Origin of the sequence: Xenorhabdus sp. PB62.4 (assembly GCF_014467285.1) — a bacterium.
GTDB lineage: Bacteria > Pseudomonadota > Gammaproteobacteria > Enterobacterales > Enterobacteriaceae > Xenorhabdus.
Map to the genome: position 1 here is coordinate 1 of NZ_NKHR01000024.1, position 18,125 is coordinate 18,125.

17 protein-coding genes are annotated in these 18,125 nt (G+C 49.2%); 5 read left to right on the plus strand and 12 right to left on the minus strand.

Annotation, left to right across the window (positions count from 1 at the left end; translation table 11 throughout):
• Positions 1-118: 118 nt before the first annotated feature.
• From Xenpb_RS15915 to Xenpb_RS15925, 3 genes are read left to right on the plus strand one after another with little or no spacing between them, the layout of a single operon-like run.
• Positions 119-1,048 (plus strand): ShlB/FhaC/HecB family hemolysin secretion/activation protein, encoded by a 930-nt coding sequence (locus tag Xenpb_RS15915; protein WP_255523165.1) that lies wholly within the window; start codon positions 119-121, stop codon positions 1,046-1,048.
• Positions 1,049-1,096: 48 nt separating this feature from the next.
• Positions 1,097-5,755 (plus strand): DUF637 domain-containing protein, encoded by a 4,659-nt coding sequence (locus Xenpb_RS15920; protein WP_187655216.1) that lies wholly within the window; start codon positions 1,097-1,099, stop codon positions 5,753-5,755.
• Complete coding sequence (locus tag Xenpb_RS15925) at positions 5,752-6,084, plus strand: hypothetical protein (RefSeq protein WP_074023996.1); 333 nt, start codon at positions 5,752-5,754, stop codon at positions 6,082-6,084. Before Xenpb_RS15920 ends, Xenpb_RS15925 begins: the two co-directional genes overlap by 4 nt.
• A 71-nt stretch (positions 6,085-6,155) precedes the next feature.
• Here Xenpb_RS15925 and Xenpb_RS15930 read toward each other — a convergent pair whose 3' ends face one another.
• The 10 genes from Xenpb_RS15930 to Xenpb_RS15975 are packed head-to-tail and all read right to left on the minus strand — an operon-like array spanning position 6,156 to position 13,898.
• Positions 6,156-8,936, minus strand: a complete 2,781-nt coding sequence (locus Xenpb_RS15930) for a conjugative transfer ATPase (RefSeq protein WP_187655253.1) — start codon at positions 8,934-8,936, stop codon at positions 6,156-6,158.
• On the minus strand, positions 8,936-9,337 hold the full coding sequence (locus Xenpb_RS15935) for a TIGR03751 family conjugal transfer lipoprotein (protein ID WP_187655217.1): 402 nt from the start codon (positions 9,335-9,337) through the stop codon (positions 8,936-8,938). Before Xenpb_RS15935 ends, Xenpb_RS15930 begins: the two co-directional genes overlap by 1 nt.
• A complete protein-coding gene (locus Xenpb_RS15940; RefSeq protein WP_187655218.1) occupies positions 9,325-9,681 on the minus strand; it encodes a hypothetical protein in 357 nt (118 codons plus the stop codon). Before Xenpb_RS15940 ends, Xenpb_RS15935 begins: the two co-directional genes overlap by 13 nt.
• Entirely contained in the window at positions 9,681-11,096 is a 1,416-nt protein-coding gene (locus Xenpb_RS15945) for a TIGR03752 family integrating conjugative element protein (RefSeq protein ID WP_187655219.1), read from the minus strand. The genes Xenpb_RS15940 and Xenpb_RS15945 overlap by 1 nt, the downstream gene beginning before the upstream one ends.
• A complete protein-coding gene (locus Xenpb_RS15950) occupies positions 11,086-11,919 on the minus strand; it encodes a TIGR03749 family integrating conjugative element protein (RefSeq protein WP_187655220.1) in 834 nt (277 codons plus the stop codon). Before Xenpb_RS15950 ends, Xenpb_RS15945 begins: the two co-directional genes overlap by 11 nt.
• Positions 11,916-12,572: a PFL_4703 family integrating conjugative element protein gene (locus Xenpb_RS15955; RefSeq protein WP_187655221.1), complete on the minus strand. Its 657-nt coding sequence runs from the start codon at positions 12,570-12,572 to the stop codon at positions 11,916-11,918. Before Xenpb_RS15955 ends, Xenpb_RS15950 begins: the two co-directional genes overlap by 4 nt.
• The gene (locus Xenpb_RS15960) at positions 12,569-12,925 is read right to left on the minus strand and encodes a TIGR03750 family conjugal transfer protein (RefSeq protein ID WP_187655222.1); all 357 of its coding nucleotides are present in this window, start codon (positions 12,923-12,925) and stop codon (positions 12,569-12,571) included. Before Xenpb_RS15960 ends, Xenpb_RS15955 begins: the two co-directional genes overlap by 4 nt.
• Positions 12,926-12,935: 10 nt before the next feature.
• The gene (locus tag Xenpb_RS15965) at positions 12,936-13,301 is read right to left on the minus strand and encodes a TIGR03745 family integrating conjugative element membrane protein (RefSeq protein WP_074021445.1); all 366 of its coding nucleotides are present in this window, start codon (positions 13,299-13,301) and stop codon (positions 12,936-12,938) included.
• A gap of 34 nt (positions 13,302-13,335) precedes the next feature.
• Complete coding sequence (locus Xenpb_RS15970; RefSeq protein WP_187655223.1) at positions 13,336-13,572, minus strand: TIGR03758 family integrating conjugative element protein; 237 nt, start codon at positions 13,570-13,572, stop codon at positions 13,336-13,338.
• Positions 13,569-13,898 (minus strand): RAQPRD family integrative conjugative element protein, encoded by a 330-nt coding sequence (locus Xenpb_RS15975; protein WP_187655224.1) that lies wholly within the window; start codon positions 13,896-13,898, stop codon positions 13,569-13,571. Before Xenpb_RS15975 ends, Xenpb_RS15970 begins: the two co-directional genes overlap by 4 nt.
• A gap of 149 nt (positions 13,899-14,047) precedes the next feature.
• Here Xenpb_RS15975 and Xenpb_RS15980 point away from each other — a divergent pair, with 149 nt between their 5' ends.
• Complete coding sequence (locus tag Xenpb_RS15980) at positions 14,048-14,740, plus strand: DUF5710 domain-containing protein (protein ID WP_187655225.1); 693 nt, start codon at positions 14,048-14,050, stop codon at positions 14,738-14,740.
• 107 nt (positions 14,741-14,847) lie between these two features.
• Positions 14,848-15,201 carry an FxLYD domain-containing protein gene (locus Xenpb_RS15985; protein WP_187655226.1) on the plus strand — a complete coding sequence of 118 codons (354 nt, stop codon included), beginning with the start codon at positions 14,848-14,850 and terminating at the stop codon, positions 15,199-15,201.
• Positions 15,202-15,290: 89 nt separating this feature from the next.
• Here Xenpb_RS15985 and Xenpb_RS15990 read toward each other — a convergent pair whose 3' ends face one another.
• Both Xenpb_RS15990 and traD read right to left on the minus strand, forming a co-directional pair.
• The gene (locus Xenpb_RS15990) at positions 15,291-16,049 is read right to left on the minus strand and encodes a TIGR03747 family integrating conjugative element membrane protein (protein ID WP_187655227.1); all 759 of its coding nucleotides are present in this window, start codon (positions 16,047-16,049) and stop codon (positions 15,291-15,293) included.
• A 9-nt stretch (positions 16,050-16,058) separates the two neighbouring features.
• A complete protein-coding gene (gene traD, locus Xenpb_RS15995; RefSeq protein ID WP_187655228.1) occupies positions 16,059-18,122 on the minus strand; it encodes a type IV conjugative transfer system coupling protein TraD in 2,064 nt (687 codons plus the stop codon).
• Between the last annotated feature and the right edge of the window lie 3 nt (positions 18,123-18,125).

The following is an 18,125-nucleotide window of genomic DNA, read 5'->3' on the forward strand; positions in this document are numbered from 1 at the left end:
CATCACGAGTCGTATCATGCATTAATTCGAGGGCGTGTTTTTGGTCTGACGTCAGATGAATTTTCATGGGCATCAACATGATCTAATTTAAGTAAAAAATCAAGCATCTTCAATTACGATGGGTATACACCTTGCAGACAGGTGGTCAATCTCAGCCAACCGTAACAGTGATTTTCGCCATAATCACCAGAGCTGGAGTATCGCATCGGGGGTGACAATCCCTTATGGCTACTGGTCATTTGATTACCAGTATGCCAAAAACAGTTCATTCCAAATGATATCCCCAGATACATTCAATGCCCGCCATGAAAGTAAGGGGCAAACTCATCAATTAAAAATAAACCGGACGTTATACCGTGATGGTAAACAAAAACTGGCTTTGAATATGGGGTTAGTCCGTCGCCAAACTTCCAACGTTACGGCTGGCATCAAGTTATCCATTAACAGCCCGACGTTAAATACTATCAGTTTGGGAGCTAACTACAGTACTACACTGTCGGGAGGCTATATGACATTCAACCCGACATTCAGCCATGGTTTGGATATTTTGGGAACGACGAAAGATAACTCTGGCGCCCGCAATGCCCCCAAAAGTCAGTTTCGTAAATTCAGCCTGAGCAGCAGTTATTTCATTCCTGTCACTGACGATATTTATTACCTGACCTCCCTGTATGGGCAGTTTACTCCAGATAATCTTTATGCCAGCGAGCGCCTTTCATTAGGCGGGCAATATTCCGTCCGGGGATTTAAAGAACAGAATCTCATAGGAAATAATGGCGGATATTGGCGCAATGAACTGAACTGGAAATTAACCACGCTCCCTTTATTGGGTGAACTTTCTTTAAATAGTGCACTGGATACAGGGTGGTTAAAAAACAACAAAAAAGGACAAATCGAAGGAGGTAATGTCACGGGAGCATCACTGGGTATTTCACTCAATCACAACAGGATGAGTCAGACGGTCATAATAGGAAAGCCACTGGCTTATCCCACTCACCTCAGACCAGACCACTGGATCGTTTATTGGTCTGCATCACTCAACTTTTAATAAAACCATACCAAAAAATTTGGATTTGATTTAATCAAAGGACACAATATGGATAAATTTAATAGCCCTGTGGCAAGGGGAACCTGTTATTTTTTGATTTATCTGACAGGGATATACCCGCTGAACTCGGCCGTGGCAGGCGGTATTACACCTGATAATCCGCAGACACAGGTGCATCACAATGGCAATGTACCGATCGTGAATATTGCGACGCCCAATAATGCCGGAATATCTCACAATACGTATCAAGAATTTAATACCGGCACCCAGGGCGCCGTATTAAATAACGCCACACAAGCGGTTAATTCTCAATTGGCCGGTCAAATCAACGCCAATGCTAACCTGCAGGGCAAGGCAGCCGAACTCATTATCAACGAAGTCACCGGAAGCAGCCGTTCTGAACTACTGGGACAATTGGAAGTGGCCGGCCAGAAAGCCAATGTCATGATAGCCAACCCCAATGGTATCACTTGTGATGGGTGCGGCTTTATTAATACCTCAGGTGCCGTACTGACGACCGGTAAACCGCAATTTGATACTCAGGGTGCACTTGAAGCGCTGAGTGTGACAAAAGGCCAAATCACGATTGGGGGGAAAGGGTTAAATGGTCAGTCAACAGATTATGTCGATATTATTAGCCGAGCCACTGAGTTAAATGGCAAAATCCAGGCTAATAATCTTGCACTCACTCTGGGTGCTAACCAAATTTCCTTTAAAGACGGCACCACCAAAACCACTGCTGGTGAAGGGAGTCGTCCAACATTGGCTGTTGATACTAAGGCGTTGGGTGGTATGTATGCCAATAAAATACGCCTGATAGCAACGGAAGATGGCGTTGGCGTTAATCTTAAAAATATTACCAGTAATCAACACGATACCACATTAAGTTCTAATGGCAGAATGGAACTCGGCAACATTAAAGCTAAAACAGACTTAAATGTTGGCGCTAAGGAGATTAGTATTGAGAAAAGTTATGAATATACTCCTCACATTCAGTCTGGACGAAATATTGTTCTGGCAGCTAATAAGATAACCAATGAAAGTGGAGTGATTGCCGGCCAAGATATGCGAGTATTTGGCGATACTATAACTAACATCGGTGAAAAAGCGATTCTACAAGCTAATAACAACATGTGGCTTCAGAAAAATGCACAAGGAGATAAGAGTGATCTCATCCAAAATAGGTCTGCTACAATAAAAACTAATAAAGGTGATTTAATCATTAGAGCTAATGATTTATATAATATACGCAATCTTTATTTCACATCAGCGAATGGAAATGTAACCCGCGACTCAATTGATCAATCAGAGATTGATTTACTTCAGCAAGAACATGACATTATTTTAGAGCAATATGAGTATGAAGGAGGAATAAATGATGAGGATGAAGAATATCTTGAATCAATTAAGGATAATATAAAACATTTAACCAGCGATGTAGGGGTTTTGGAAAGTTTTCACCCAAGCTCCATTACAGCCGGAAATAATATCTATATAAATAGCAATAACTTATGGAATATAAATAGCCAAATAAATAGTCAAAATAATACATTTTTAACTGGTGAAAATTTTAGAAATTTCAGAAACATTACTTACCATTCAGAGCCTTATTCATTTACACTTAAAAATGCCAGTTCATCTACCGATATTTATTTTATTTCTGGATCAACCATAGCAATTCCTGATGTTTATCATTACCAACCAAATGGCATTGGTTTTAACGATAAAAATATAGAATGGTATAATTGGAATAGCGCTAAACAAACAAAATTAAATTCAGCAAAAAATATGGAAGATAAATTATTGGATAATGCGGTATCTGCAAAAGAAAATCTAGTCATTGATTTTTCTAATAATTTGATAGTCCAGAAGAATGTGGCAGATTATGATTATCTGGCACCAAAAGAATCAAACGCCATATCAGCTAAAAACATCTTTTTACATGGTAAATATATCAATGTTTCAGATAAAATAAATTCCGAAACTGATTTGAACATTATTTCAGATAATGTTATCTCTGCTAATAAAGCAGAAATTTCATCAGGAAAAGATTTGTCTTTGACAGCAGTTAATGGAGTAATTTTTAAGAATAGCAAACTAAAAGGCGAAAACATCTCATTAATTAATCGGACTGGGAATATTTATTTGACAGGTTCTGACTTAGTTTCCCAAAAAGCTCTTTCGATTATTTCTAGCGCTGATATATTTCTTAAATCAACGGTAACTGATTTAAGCGGAGGGTCAACAACAAATATTACCCATAAAGGTAGCACCTTAAATAGCGGAAGTAATTTAACCATTATGACCAATGGTAGCCTCCTATTTCAGGCTACCAAGTTAATTGCTAAAGGTGCCATGAATATCTCCGCTCAAGGTGGTTACCTCTATGCTCAGGCAACGGAAGACATCAGTCATTATGAAACCAGTGAAACAAAGCGTACCTGGTATGGTAAGAAAAAAACCACTAACCATACTCACCACAGCGTGACAAATAAAGTAACCGAATTCATTGCGGATGGTGATATTAATATACTCAGTCATGATGATAGTACTTATGAAGCCAGTAAAATCGAAACCAATAATAATGCTAAGTTAACGAGTACACACGGAAAAATAAATTTTAAATCTGTTAAAGACGTTTCCTTCGAACACACTATTAGTAAATCTAAAGGGTTCTTCATTAAGAACAGAGATAGCGGGCATACTGCAGAAACATGGGTGTTACCTTCTGTTCACATTGGTGGAAAATTAACGATTGATGCAGCAAATGGGATTAGTGCTGACATCAAAACACAGAAAGCCCAGGATTTGAAAAATGTATTAGCAAATTTTGGCAACACCTCTGAAACGGCTTGGCTAAAAGGGTTAGCTCAACGGCAAGATGTACACTGGAATGAAGTACAGGATGCTTATGACAATTGGGATTATAAAAGTCAAGCATTAAACCCTGTCGCAGCTGCTGTTATTGCCATTGCTGTGGCTGTAGTCACGGCTGGGGCTGGAGTAACTATTGCTGCGGCTAATGCTGCCGCAGGTACAGCCGGTAGTGCAGCTACCGCAGCCGGAGCCAGTGCTGCAACAGCGGCAACAGTAAGTACTACTACATACGGAGCAGTTTCTGCAGGTATTGGAGCTCTGGCTTCTAAGGCAGCAGTTAGTCTTATTAATAATGAAGGAAACCTGTCCAAGACCCTCAAAGATATGGGCAGTAGGGATACTGTAAAATCAACCATTACTGCGATGGCAATTGGTGGTGCGTTGGCCGGGTTTGACAAATTTATGGGTGTAGAAAAAGCGGCTAACGGTGTAACTAAGGTACCTTTGTTAAGTAATAGTGAATGGAGCAAAGTCGCCCAACGTGTTGCAGGGCAATCTGTTATTAGCTCGAGTTTAAATACTGCAATCAACGGTGGCAGCTTTAAAGACAATTTCACTACTGCGTTACTTGCCAATGTAGGCACCCAAGCCAATATCGAAGGTGCGGATTTCATCGGAAAAAATGGGGCTGCATTAGGTTTTACTGAAAAGGCTATCAGCCATGCCGCAGTATCAGCTATTGCCGCACACATTGGTGGGGGCGATGCAAAAGCTGCAGCAGCGGGTGCATTTGCCGCCAGGCTTGCGTCTGTAACACTGGCTAAAACATTTAATGATCCAGCTCAAATTCTGGCAGGCGGCAAGATTATTGGTGGTATTGCCGGGGCATTTGCTACAAATAGTGCACAGGGAGCCCACGGTGGCGCGGGCGCCGGTGAAATAGTTCTTGAGCATAACTTCCTGAAATATGATCTGTATAAATTGAACCGACAAGTCAAGGCAGCAAAAGAAAAAGGCGAAGATACGACACCTATCTTTGAGAAAATGCGTAAGAGTCTGGCAGAAGATCGGGATATAGTCAAAACCACCTGTAAGGACAGGCCGACTATTTGTGGTGCTGCGCATCGCGAACTCGCCAATGAAGCGATAGGAGAATTCCAAGGTATCGGCGAATTTTATTTTGATCGCGATGTTGTTGAGTTTGTGAAGACAGAAACGGATAAAGACAATGCCGTCATCAATGACTATATCAGTACAAAAGGTGAAATACTGGAGTATGTGTTTAACGGTGCTGAGATACTGGTAGGTAACGAAACAAAGTTTTCAATTAAAGGAAAAGGCACCAATTCAGCCCATAATCAACAAACAAATCAGCTGGGTTCTTCGCCTACAAAGCCAACAGTTGTTGTTGTAAACTCTGGTAAAACAGGTGGTTGGGAAAAGCAATTGAATAAGCCGCAACCAAATACAATTTATCATGTAGACGGAAATAAAACGTTCCAAACTGATTCATTAAGCCGTACCATCATTGCTGAAGGCTCTCTGTCTTTGTCTAAAAACGACCGTAATACTTATCAACAGAGCAAGACAGGGAAAAGTGGCAATCCAGGTGATGAAGGGGGTCATCTATTTGCCAGTATCTTTAATGGGCCAGGTGAGAAAATAAATATTCTCCCAATGAATGGAAATCTGAATAAAAGTGAATGGAAAAAGATGGAGAATTCTTGGGCCAAGGATTTGAAAGACGGTAAGCAAATTGATGTTAAAATTGTACCTGTTTACAAAGGTGAGAGTAAACGCCCTGAAAGCTTTAACGTAACATATTCTATTGATGGTGGTAGACCAATAGTGAAAGATTTTAGCAATGCTCCTGGAGGTGGTGAAAAATGAAGGAATTAGATATGCTTCATAATAAAATTGGCCAATTACTTGTTGATGCAGGGCCGGAAGATGCGCAGAAAATACTAGTACGTGCAACATTATCCCCAGAAGGTGATGCTTGTGAATATGAATACGATTATATAGATAACGAAGGGCACGAAGACTGGTTTCTCCCTGATGCCCACGCCAGTTATGACCTTAGGTTACTATTAGTAGAATTAAGGAAGTATTACGTGGAAAACAATTTGACTAACGCTCGTCCCGCATGGAATGGCTGTTTGCTCATTGTTGACCTTAAGAAGATGAAAATTAATATAGAATTCAAGTACGAAGATTAACCTGAACGCGATCCCAGCCATCGTGCTGGGATCTTTTTTTTACCACCACTCGCGCTCCAAGAACCAAACCATCAACCAGTAACGTTTGTTGTGCCGTGATCCACAAAATCAGCCTTTAACCCCCGTGCGATATCCATTTTTCTGGCCACCCACATCACCGCCTCCAGTTCACTGCACTGGTGCTCGCGCATTAACGCCCGCCGTTCTGCTTTTTCTTCTTTTTCCGTCATCCCCAACGCCAGATAGAGGCTCGGGGGCACGACCCGGAACAGGGCTTCGATTTTTTTCGCCAGCACCACGCCCTCGGTATAACAGCGGGGTAATTTACTGGCGGAGAGCAAGACAGATTTCTGTTCTTCGTTAAGTTTTTTGAAACGGGCGATTTGCTCGACTTCATCCGGGGGCATGGTCAGGCACAGCCACCATTCGGCCATATTCAGCATTTTCTCAGCCGTATCCGGGTAATCGGCGAGGTTTTGCGTCGCCAGCCACAGCCAGGCGCCCAGTTTACGCCACATTTTCACCACCTTGGTCATATAGGGCGACAGCAGCGGGTTGGTGGTGGTGATATGCCCTTCATCAATCACCAGTTGCAGTTCCCTGTCCTGATACTGATCGCGTTCGGCCAGGTTATTGACGGTATTAATCAGTGAGACCATCGCCAGCGCCATTTGCGCCGAGTAGTTTTCCCGTGCCAGTGTGCCCAAATCAATCAGGGTGACATCCACTTCCGGCCACGGGGTGCCGGGACGGTTAAACAGTTCGCCTTCAAAACCCTGGGTAAACATCGACATGGCGCCGGCCATTTCATCTGCCCGCGCCCGTCGGTGTGCCGTAATTAAAGGTTGCCCATGCTCATCCTGCCGGTGATTGCGGGCGATAGCATACAGCGCATTTTGTAAGTCAGAAGCCAGCATCTGACGTTGCTCAACAAAGCTGATCTGTGCTGCCATCATCATGGCTTCGCGGATCAAACCCCGGTCGGAACGGGTTAAACGCTCTTCCTCTTTTTTCTCACCGCCGGTGATCATCAGCCGGGCCGCGATTTCCATCTCACCCAGAATATCACGCTGTTCATCCCCTTCATCCTGCGATTCATCGGCATCCGGAATATCGGCTTCATGAATACACAGTTGTCTGGGACTCAGTTGCAGCAGCTGGTGCGCATCGGCAAACAGCGCCAGACTCACGCCACAGCCTGGTTTAATACCGATTTTATTGACCGTCAGCCCCAGGCTGGCGTAGTAATCGGCCAGTAAACCAAAACTGTTGCCGGCTTCGACAATAAACAGGCGCGGTCGGTGGATCGCCATCAGTTGCACCAAGGAGGCGCACAACGTGGCGGATTTGCCTGCCCCGGTCGGGCCAAATAATAATAAGTGCGCATTCTGGGTGCGATCCTGTTTATTCATCGGATCGAAGGTCAGCGGTGCCCCACCGCGATTAAAGAAGCTGAACCCCGGGTGCCCGGTGCCGGTTGAACGGCCGGTCACCGGCATCAGTCCGGCCAGATGCTGCACCCAGCTCAGGCGGCTGTACCAGTGTTGCTTATCTTTCTGCGGATTAAACCCCATCGGCAAAGCGCGCAGATAGGCATTCAACGGGGACACACTGAATTCCGGTCGCACCGGCTGTAATCCGGCGGTCAGTAACGTTGATGATAACTGGTGCGCCCGCTGGTTCAGGTCAGTGACATCGTTGCCCCGCACCAGAAAGATCAGCGCGCTGCGGTACAGTTTATGGCGTCGTCCCAGTAAGGCTTTGACTTCCTGCACATCCTGCCGGACACGCGCCGATTCGGTATTTTCCCCCACGGCATTTTTTGCCAGCCGGGTAAAATCCGCTTCCAACGTATCCTGTGCCTGCGCCACGATGGTCAAAGAAACCACGGTGCCTTCCGGCATCATATCCATCAGGGCATTGATATTATCCCCCCGTTTCACTTCCCCCGTCAGCGTGCCCGGTTCTGGCGGACGGCGCAGACGTTCAACCGGAATGGCTTTATGTGGCAGGCCATCAAACCACCAGATACCATTGTCAGGATCAGACACCGGCGGGGTAAACCACAGGCTTTCGGCAAAATCATGATGAAGCGGGAGATCGTGCTGCGGGGGCGTTTCATCACTCACCGTGCGATAAAAATCGGCTTTTGCCATACCCCAGTCCGGGGATGGATTAAAATGACGTAACAACCAACGATGGATCTGCGCGCCATGCTGCCGAACAGCCACAATTCCCGCCGCCGCCAGTGACGACACCAGACGCTCGCAGACCTGATTGAGTGCGGCCACTGAAGATAACGTTGAGTGGTTTGCCTGTGATTTGTGAGCAGGCAGCCAGCGATACACGACCATGCGCGTCTGGCGCTGCTGCCCGCGCCACGGTTGCCCGGTGATCAGGCTATCCTGAAATATCCCCTCAGGCCGGGCAATGCTGTTCAGGTGGCGCTCAGATTCAGCCAGAAAAGCCGCCGTAAACGCGGTCCCTTGCGCCCAGGGTTTGACGTAATCCCGCAATGTATTGAGATAGGCCGCAGGATCATCTTCGTCCTGACAAAAAAATTGCACCACCCACGGTGAGATATCGTCCTCTTCCAGACTGTCCTGGATCGCATCTTCCAGCTGATCCCGAATTTCAATCAGTCTCTCCATTGGACGCCCTTCGGTGGCAACAGGCTCGATGCGGTAGACCGCCCCGACAGAGACACCATCATCCAGCAACAGGCATTGCCCGTCTTCCAGATATTCCACCCAGGGAAGATAATCGATAATGGAAGGGTTGGCCCGGTAAATCGCGGCTTCATCGGCTTCACGCAGCTGGCCCGGGCGGTGCAGCGGTTTGGGGATTTCCATCACAGTGCCTCCGTACGTTCACCCGGCAGGGCGTACTGCACCTGCTGATAAAACGGGAACACGGTGCTGTAGCCCGGTATCGGCGTATTGCCGGCGGCCAGATGCGGGAAGACATACATCACCATATCGGGGTTGGGGAGACGGGGAAATTGCTGGCTGATCTCATGTTCAGCCGAACGGCGGTAAGGGTCAGGCGCTTCCAGCGCTCGTTTCCGTTCGGTCCCGGTCAACATTCTGCGCAATGCGGTTCTTGCCTGCACGGGCGTGTGGCCGGCTTTATTGCCCTGCCACATCGCCAGCACCGTCTGCTTTCCGGCAGGCAACAACGTGTCTTTCGAAGTTGAACAACCGGCCATCAGCCCTGACAGACACAACACGACAACTGCGTTTATTTTTCGCATAGCTGAACCTCCGTAGTGCCAATGGCAGTAAAGGTGGCAAACTCAGGATGGACGGCCAGTTCCGATACCATAAACGCCAGGCGCTCCCACTGTTCCGGCTCAGCCTTGTTGCTGCCTGCCACCATCGATTGCCACTGTGTGTCTGACAGACGAAAAACAGTAAAATCACCGTCACCCAGCGGTTGACACGCATTGCCGATGGCAAGACAGAGCCGGGATGTTTTTTTATGGGCAGGCCGCCAGTAGAGCTGAACCGGTACAGGTTCAGCGTGTGGGGGTCTGTTAATTTGCAGGCAATAGGGTTGGCTGGCACTGAACAGCCATTGAAAGACTGGCTTTTCCATTAATCTAAGGCTTCCTGATTAGTATCATATTGAGCAGGTTCACTCACGTCGTAACGCACCTTACGGCCTTTCGTTTCGTAATCCATCGCCAGACTTTGGGTGATATGCACCACAACGCCGGCACCGGGCGGGACGTAAACCGCATCAAACGTCTGGCTGTAACGTTGTTTGAGCCATTCGCCCATCTCCTTCATCCCCCCTGATATCGCTTTGCCTAATGCCGCCTGTCCGGCATTGCCTGTTAAGGCGGATGTGATACCGCCGGTGCCGTTGGTTTGGGCGGTGCGCTGACTCTCGTTCAAGGCGTCCCCGGCTGAATTCATGGCCGAGAGGGCAAACAACGTTGGCAGATAGGTGCTGGCATTGGATTTACGCTCACCGCTGATACAGGGAATGCCGTTTTCATCCGACAACCAGCCGATACCCTGCGGGTTTTGCCCTTTGCCCGGCAGGGTACGCACGGTGCCATCCTGAAACACAAACGTGATGGAATTGACCTGTCCCCGTACGCAGGAAAGGGTCCAGTCGCCACTGGCCGAGCCGGACACCACCGCCCCTTCCACTTCCGGCAGTTCGATACCGTTGGCGGTCAGGTTATCTTTACCAATCAGGATCTTGAACGGGTAAGGGTCTGTCACTGTGCCATTGACCGGCACCCGACCGAGCAACGCAGTCATCGCCTGACTGCCTGCCAGCGTGGCATTTTCCGGCAGGGTATAGACCGGTTTTTCGTTTTCTTCCTTCAGCAAAGGGATCGGTGGGGTATTTTGCCCCGTTGCCGGTTGTTCACTTAAAAAAGTGGTCGGGAATTTAGTGGCCGGTTTGCCGTCAGCCCCGTTTGGGAGATCAACCGGTTTTTCATCGGCCGGTGTCACCCAGATAAGTTCGTCCTGCCCCGTGACAGGGTTGGCCGCATACTGACGGCCTGCCAGTCCCAGGCCAAGCGGCATCTGGCTGTCCTGAGCAGGCAACGGCGCTGAATTTAACCGCTCGGTGAGCCAATCAATCTGTGCCAGTAATCCCTGCTGCTCACCCTGCAACGTGCGCTGACGCTGTTCATCGTCCTGACGAATAGCCGCAACCGCCGTATCTATCTGGCTGGCAACATCCTGATTCTGACTTTTTAACTGGTTATTTTCTTTTAAAATATCGGCATTCTGCTGGCTTAAACGTTTCTGCTCTGCCCGCACTTTATTGAGGGCGCCTATCAGGGTACGCAGGGTATCTTCCGGCGTATCGCCCCCGACACCCAGCGCCTGCAACTCTTCCGGTGACAGCGTGGCCAGCACATGATTCGCTGCCGTGCCGGGCGCGGCACTTTCCGTTGAACGGCAACTTTTGATGCCAATAACCCCGCCGATAAGCAATACCACCGGCACCAGTATTTTCACCAACGCATTGGACTTAACTTCCATGGCGGCCTCCTGGTTTCACCGATACCGGCTCAGGGATAAAGGTATTATCCGGCAGCCCTTTTGTGATGAGGTACAATACCGTGGTATCCTCCGGCGTCCCCGTTTCAGCCAGCCAGCGATGCTGGAACGTGGCCGCGACAAACTGCCCCTGTAATTCTCGCGGGTCGAGGGTGACAGTGCGTTTGGCCGTATTGCGCAGTTTCAGTGCTACCACTGTGTGGTGGTGCAGTCTCCAGCCGGCCAGCGGGATAATTTCAATCGGCTCTGACGGGTAGAGGGTGGTGATGGATGAGGCCAAATGCAGGTTCACCGGCTGGATGCCTGTCACCGGCTCGACAGTACGTAATGGTGCATACAGTTGCTGGGCGGCATAGCGGGTTAATACCACCGGAACGGGCGCTGACAATTCAGTTCTGCCCTGGAACTGAGATTGTTCTTTTGAGGTGGTTTGTTTTTCATTCGGGTAAATAATCCGTACCGGTTCAGTGGCATCGGTTTTTCCTGCTGTCACATCCAGTAAGATGATTTCGCCGTTTTCACTGTCCTGCAATTGCAGGCGGGTTGACGGGAAGGCATGGCTGGCTTTCAGGTACACCGCCCCGCCGGCACTTTGTACCCGCAATTTATCACTGAGTGACGGTGGCAAACCGATACGGACATTCCGGTCCGCAAAAATAATCCGCTCCTGACCGACCTTAAGCGCAATGGATAATGGCATACGTTCCCACTTCACCAGTTCATCGGCCTTAGCGCCGACGCAAAACAGCAACAGGCAGGCCAAACCCAGCCAAACACGGCGACAGCCAAGTGGATATCCTTTCATTGAAATACGCCCTTTTTCTTTTCCAAAGGCTGTGGCATCGCTTCCAGCCGCTGTGGCATGCCGTCATAACAATCCAGTGCTAATCCGAAGGGATTACGCTCGGCATCGCCCTCCCAACGCACCACTTTCAGCGGATAGCGCACCAGTGCCCGTTTGACCGGTTCGTCGTGATAATATTCATCGGCCACCAAATCCAGCCGGACGACCCAGTTATCCCGGTCACGCACCGTCACACGGCGCGTCCCATAGCCCCGGCCGGGAATTTCATACACCACGCGCACCCGGTCGAGCAGCTCGCCACTGTCTGCCCGGGTTTTGGCATCTTCCCGCAGAAAACCCTGACAGGCCGGCGTCAGATAAGGAGAAAGTGCATCAATTTTGGCCGGATAGTCCTGTGCGCCATTTTTCGGCCAGGCATTCAGTTGCTGGAAGATATAAAAGGCGAAACTGTAGACACTAGGCGCCGGCACTTCCCACCACGCCCGGGTGCTGCCGGTACGTAAGTCCGGCGGATGATGGATAGTGAGATTGCGCGGTGACGCCATCCAGCCCGTCAGGCTCAGCAGCAATACCAGCACCAAAATACCGCACGCCACTCTCAGGGTCAGAATATGCTGATCCCGGTTTTTCACCGCATGACGAAACCGGCTCATCGTGCTCTCCTGCTGCGGCGCAACGACCAGCCCTGGGCGGCAATAATCCAGGCCGGATCACCGAAACCCAATCGGCGTTTTTTCTCTTCCAGTTTCAGCCAGAGATAATTTTCCGGCTTGCCACGTTTAACATGCGCAAGCCAACGCCCGCCAAAGCTAATCAGTAACAAGGGCATCACCAACATGCCGGTCGGCAGCATGACCCAACCGGCTAAGGGGATCAGGGGAAGACTGACGGCCAGTCCGAGCACGATCCCCGCCAAGGCGGCCAGTCCCAGCTCCGGCGTGGTGAACCCGCGAAAGACCACCGGTTCGGCGTTTAAACGGTCCGGTAAGAAAGCGATTGTCTGCATGGTGATGCCCTTAAAAAATAATGCTGGCCGATTTCGACAGCAGCCAAATCACGGCAACCAACAGCACCACGCCGACCACGACGATGGCACCAAACTGGGTCCAGGTCGATTTGCCATCCCGCACTTCGGAAAAGGTTTCGACGGCAGCGGAGGCGACTTTAAAGAAGGCCACCGCTGATAAAATCAGTCCGCCAATCACAATGCCATCCTGCGCATACCCTTTCGCCTGTCCCAGCAATCCGCCCCCGCCCCCACTTTTGGGCGGTTCGATAGCCGGTAAATCGGCCCGGGCGGATTCACAGGACAGGCAGCACAATAAAAGAAAGGCATTTATTCTGGTACCGATACGCCGGCAGACGGTAAAAATGGGCTTCATAGTGACTCTGTTCCTTTTCATTGTGTTCATTGCCTCAGCTCGCAAACATCCAGACAGCCACGACCAGCAATACCGCGGTTCGAAGGGCAAACTGGCTGAGGGTCTGATTACGCACTTTTTCATTTGCCCAGCCGTTCCAGACATCCACCGCCGCCCAGGCCGCCCAGAAAAATAAGGTGGCTAAGAAAAATCCGACACACACCAGATACAAAAAAGTGATATCAAAGTGCCCGGAGGCCACTTCAAAGGCATGGCGTTGCGCCGGCGTCATTGCGGGTTTTCCTGACGGTAATGGCCGGATAACAAGCCGGATTCATGGGGCTGGTCACGGGAAGGCATAAGGTAGTGATCGATACCGGCTTTAATGGTGTTGAGATCGGCTTTGATGCGCGGATAATCAAAGTCATAATGAGGGCGTTTTGCGGTGTCAGATTGCTTTTCTGCAATACTTGCGCGCTCCAGAGCCATTTGCACCTGCTCAATCAGACGCTTTGCACTGGCCAGCTCATCTTTCTCGGCCGCCTGAGCCAGCGGCATACACAACACAGCCAACCCCAGCAGACAAACAGAACAGGATATCGAAAAGCCACCGCGCATAGATAATTACCTTATCATGGATGCCAAGATGCCGAGAATGCGGGGTTTTTTCGCGGCAGTCAGCAATAAACTCTTTATGCTTTGGTGAAAATTAGCTAAATAGTCTGACTAATTTATTTCGTTAACGATTTAATAATGAAGGAAGACATATGCTGCGAATTGATTTAAACGTCCCCGACGATGAATACGAGAAAGTACGGAAGCTGGGCGCTCACTGGGATGCGGCCGCCCAAACCTGGTATATCGACCACAGTTTTGACCCGGCCCCGTTTATGCACTGGTTACCGTTCTACAATGTCCATGCGGAATTCTGGTATCTCGCCCAAACCCAGACGTCGTGCCCACACTGTCATCAACCCACCACCGTGACGGCATTTATGCTGCCGGCCGGACACCAGCTACTGGAAGCGGATAACGATGATGAACCCGGCACGGAAGTGGGCTATACCGAGCAGGACAGCCCGGCGTTTCTGTTTTATATCGCCGATATTCCTACTATTGTGCGTAGCGTGCTGCCCGGTTTTCACCACACCCTGCGAAAAGCAGTCAGCCAACGACTGCGCAGGCAGCACTGGATAAATCACTGCGAACACTGTGGCACACAGCAGGATGATACCGACCTGTTTGCCGAAGTCGGTGGGGCATTTTTCCCGACGTCCAAAGAGCAAGCGGCCGTTATTCAGCTTCACCGTATTGATCAGCCCTTTGTTGGCTATTGTGAAGATATCTCACATCATCACTATCATTTTGATCCGAAGGGGGGGAGCCATATCGGTAAAGCCTGTGACGGGTTTGAATGGATGACGCAGGTGGTGAATATTCCATCGAAATATAACCATTAATAGTAATTAAGAGATGAAAACTCGTCCAATATAATATGCTTGCGATAAATAATTCGCGGGAAGCGATAACACTTATCTAAGATATCAATAACATTAGGAATCATGGTATGAAACATATCGTTCAAAAAATCCACCTTTTATTATCTTTATTATTTATCATAATAAGCTTTTCTTCTTTCGCTAATAGCGATAACAGGGTAACTGTCACAAATCTCCAAATCAAAAATGGGGAAAATGGTATTCCGATAATAATTGGTGACGCCCAAAACAATACAAACAAAACAATAAAATATGTATTTGTTAAGTTCAATCTCTATCAAGGAAATACCTTAGTGGGTAACACTATGGATATGGCACAGAATCTTGGCCCAAGGGAATCATGGAAGATACAAGCACCAACAAATCCTTTTGCATATAAATTTGATAGTTACAAAATTACATCAATAGAGATTAATGAGTAATTAGCTGACGCGCCGCGATGCGGCTTGTCTGCTGACGATGGCATACAAAACAAACAACCGTTTTGTATGCCATCGTGCAGCGTCATGTACTATAAATATTTTTTAAACATTGAGGCAGTGATCATCACTGCCATACCTAAAAGTAGCGCTGCTGGCAGCAATATCACCGCAGGATAGACCACATCCGGCCAGGATAAATACAGCACACAGGGAATGGTGCAGGCCGGTTTAATGCCCCGTTTGGCATGATGATAAACAAAACTGGATTCATAGCCTGCGCCATAACGGCGTAAATCCCGCCGTCCCAACCCGTCAACCAGTGCGACTAAAACCACCATTACAAACAAAGGGATGGATAACATCAGAATAGCTAACCGGATTAACGTCACCATGGTGATAAACACCGTCGCCAGACAATATTCCCGCAAATGCTCCGATATGCCATGCAATACCGTATTGAATTCACGCATAAAATCATTACGGCTATTGAGCTGATAGTACCGCTGACCCTGTATCCAGGGCATAAAACCACTGTCGACAAAAATCCATTGATACGCCTGCGCCAGCCAGTCAGAGACCGTTTGTGCGGGATTTGACAACAACAGGCTCTGGGTCAATTCCGTGGATAAAAATTGCAGCTCGGTTTTCATCACCGTCTGGCTATGAGAGGCACCTTGTTCTGGCCAGAAAAAAGCTATACCGAGATATTCCAGTAACAGACTGAATAGCCAGGACATCACAATAAACCCAATGAGTTGCCACGGCCATGCCCATAACACATGATACAGCAGGCCATGCTGGCGGGGCGGTTGGGAAGATGGACGGGATTGGTTTTCTGACTGTGCCATGACCTGAAATTACCCTTTCTCTTCCCACCAGGCTTCACGGGTACGGTAATGTCGTCGCATCTGTTCGGCGATTTTCTGCAAGCTCGCCGGCATCAGGGCATCGTCGTCATCCCCCGTTGGCAGGGGCATCCGAATTTTCCACAGTTGCCCGCCCTCCAGTAAGGCGAACGCCTGCCCTTTCGGCAGGTTAATCATTTCGGCAGGGGTGACCAGCGGCGTTTTGACCGTACCTACCCTGTCCTGCGTGGACGAGGTAAAATCCTGCCCCTGTTCAACATCGGCAATATCAGAGTGCCCTGAGACCAGCGTTTTGCTGTAGATTTCCACTTCCGGCAACTGGCTGGTCAGTAACTCGGCTGTCCGGTTATCCCGCACCCGCAGCATAATCAGGGTATTGAAGTTACCGATCACCTGTGCGGTTTTAGCCGGGCTGCCGAGACGGGCTTCGATATCGGAGGAGGTCTGGGTATAGGCGGTGACCTGCATGCCCGCACCGCCGCCTTTATTGATCAGTGGGATAAATTCATCGCCCATTAGCTCATTAAATTCATCACAATGCAGGTTAATCGCGAGCTTCCCATCATGGCGAATCGGCAATCCTGCATTCATACCATATTTGTAGATTTGCCCCGCGACACTGACCAAATCGGCAAACATACTGTTGCCCACCGCCGAAGCCACATCACTGTCAGACAGTGCATCCAACCCGATATACACAATCCCGTTCTTGCGGATCACCTGTTCCCAGTCGAAGATGGGGCGCAGATCCGTCATATTGAGATAATCCGGTGATAACAGTTCAGCGATTTTGCCCGTGGTCAGTTTTTCCAATAGCGGCAATAAAGAAGCGACAATTTTATCAAAATAGGTACGATCATAACGCACAGCAGAGCGTAACCCGTCCAGAATCGGATCGTAGAGCGACTTACCCGCTTCTGAACTCAGCGTGACTTCCATCGCCCAGAGTCTGAGCGCATCCGGCTGCCCCTGCATATTGCGTGGGATATCTTTTTCTTTCAGCTTGCCGAGGTAATGGTTGATTTGTTCCAGCAGGGCGGGCTGCCTTTCTGCCATCATTTTAGTGGCATAGAGCTGATACAGTTCACTGATATTATTAACATAACGTGTGATCAAAGTGTAATCCGGCCGGTGTCCCAGCGCGACTAAAGCCCGGGCGACAATATTAACAAAGCGCCAGGCAAACTCACGGAAAGCAGCGCTGTTCCCTTCCCCACTGAGCTGACCCGCCAGACGGGAGGCGACTTCCGATACCCGGCCAAATCGCCCGACCGCGTTATAACGCGCCGAAATTTCCGGCCAGCCCAGATGAAAGAGGGAAAGTTCACTGCCACGACCCACCCGGTGCGCTTCTGCCCAAATCCGCCTTAACAGGTCAGCGTCGCCTTTCGGATCAAAGACAATCACCACCTCGCCCCGCCGGATATCCTGGGTTATCAGCAATTCGGCCAGCCGGGTTTTCCCCACACGAGTCGTGCCCATTATCAGCGTATGCCCGACCCGCTCACGCAGATCCATAAACACGTCGGCTTCCTGTGGCTCAATACCGTGGATCATGGGATTGCCGCCAACCGGTGGCAGTGGTCGCACCGGATTGAACGGGGAATCGTTGCGTAACAAGACCGACAATTTCGGCCAACGGTATTCCGTTCGGTGCGCCAGTAAACGGGCAAGCTGATAGAACCGGGACGGTTGCACAAAGCGTTCGACTTCCGGCCGCCGCGTATCCTGCAAACGCTGGGTATGCTTCTGCTGCCAACGAAATCCCCTGCCCAGAAACAAGCGCTGATGGCTGACGGGGATCTGTTTTGTGCCCATCTGATAACGCGGCAAGCGACGCAGGTTTCGGCGATAGCGGAGTACCTGAATACCCTGCCATGTGCGCATCATCGCCAATACCGCAAAACCACCGGCCATGACATAACTGACTGAGGGGGCCAGTGCGATAGCCCAGGGGGCCCGGATACAAACAAACGCGGCAACGGCGGAGACCACCGCAGTATTCAGCTCGACGGCAGGACGTAACAGGGCTTCAACAACGTAACGGCGGCTCATGAT

Bases quoted from the DNA above. Each gene is read 5' to 3' on its own strand.
- Xenpb_RS15925 (WP_074023996.1), top strand. From the start codon at position 5,752: ATGAAGGAATTAGATATGCTTCATAATAAAATTGGCCAATTACTTGTT.
- Xenpb_RS15960 (WP_187655222.1), bottom strand. From the start codon at position 12,925: ATGCAGACAATCGCTTTCTTACCGGACCGTTTAAACGCCGAACCGGTG.
- Xenpb_RS15980 (WP_187655225.1), top strand. From the start codon at position 14,048: ATGCTGCGAATTGATTTAAACGTCCCCGACGATGAATACGAGAAAGTA.
- Xenpb_RS15920 (WP_187655216.1), top strand. From the start codon at position 1,097: ATGGATAAATTTAATAGCCCTGTGGCAAGGGGAACCTGTTATTTTTTG.
- Xenpb_RS15915 (WP_255523165.1), top strand. From the start codon at position 119: ATGGGTATACACCTTGCAGACAGGTGGTCAATCTCAGCCAACCGTAAC.
- Xenpb_RS15975 (WP_187655224.1), bottom strand. From the start codon at position 13,898: ATGCGCGGTGGCTTTTCGATATCCTGTTCTGTTTGTCTGCTGGGGTTG.
- traD (WP_187655228.1), bottom strand. From the start codon at position 18,122: ATGAGCCGCCGTTACGTTGTTGAAGCCCTGTTACGTCCTGCCGTCGAG.
- Xenpb_RS15930 (WP_187655253.1), bottom strand. From the start codon at position 8,936: ATGGAAATCCCCAAACCGCTGCACCGCCCGGGCCAGCTGCGTGAAGCC.
- Xenpb_RS15955 (WP_187655221.1), bottom strand. From the start codon at position 12,572: ATGAGCCGGTTTCGTCATGCGGTGAAAAACCGGGATCAGCATATTCTG.
- Xenpb_RS15965 (WP_074021445.1), bottom strand. From the start codon at position 13,301: ATGAAGCCCATTTTTACCGTCTGCCGGCGTATCGGTACCAGAATAAAT.
- Xenpb_RS15985 (WP_187655226.1), top strand. From the start codon at position 14,848: ATGAAACATATCGTTCAAAAAATCCACCTTTTATTATCTTTATTATTT.
- Xenpb_RS15945 (WP_187655219.1), bottom strand. From the start codon at position 11,096: ATGGAAGTTAAGTCCAATGCGTTGGTGAAAATACTGGTGCCGGTGGTA.
- Xenpb_RS15940 (WP_187655218.1), bottom strand. From the start codon at position 9,681: ATGGAAAAGCCAGTCTTTCAATGGCTGTTCAGTGCCAGCCAACCCTAT.
- Xenpb_RS15970 (WP_187655223.1), bottom strand. From the start codon at position 13,572: ATGACGCCGGCGCAACGCCATGCCTTTGAAGTGGCCTCCGGGCACTTT.
- Xenpb_RS15990 (WP_187655227.1), bottom strand. From the start codon at position 16,049: ATGGCACAGTCAGAAAACCAATCCCGTCCATCTTCCCAACCGCCCCGC.
- Xenpb_RS15950 (WP_187655220.1), bottom strand. From the start codon at position 11,919: ATGAAAGGATATCCACTTGGCTGTCGCCGTGTTTGGCTGGGTTTGGCC.
- Xenpb_RS15935 (WP_187655217.1), bottom strand. From the start codon at position 9,337: ATGCGAAAAATAAACGCAGTTGTCGTGTTGTGTCTGTCAGGGCTGATG.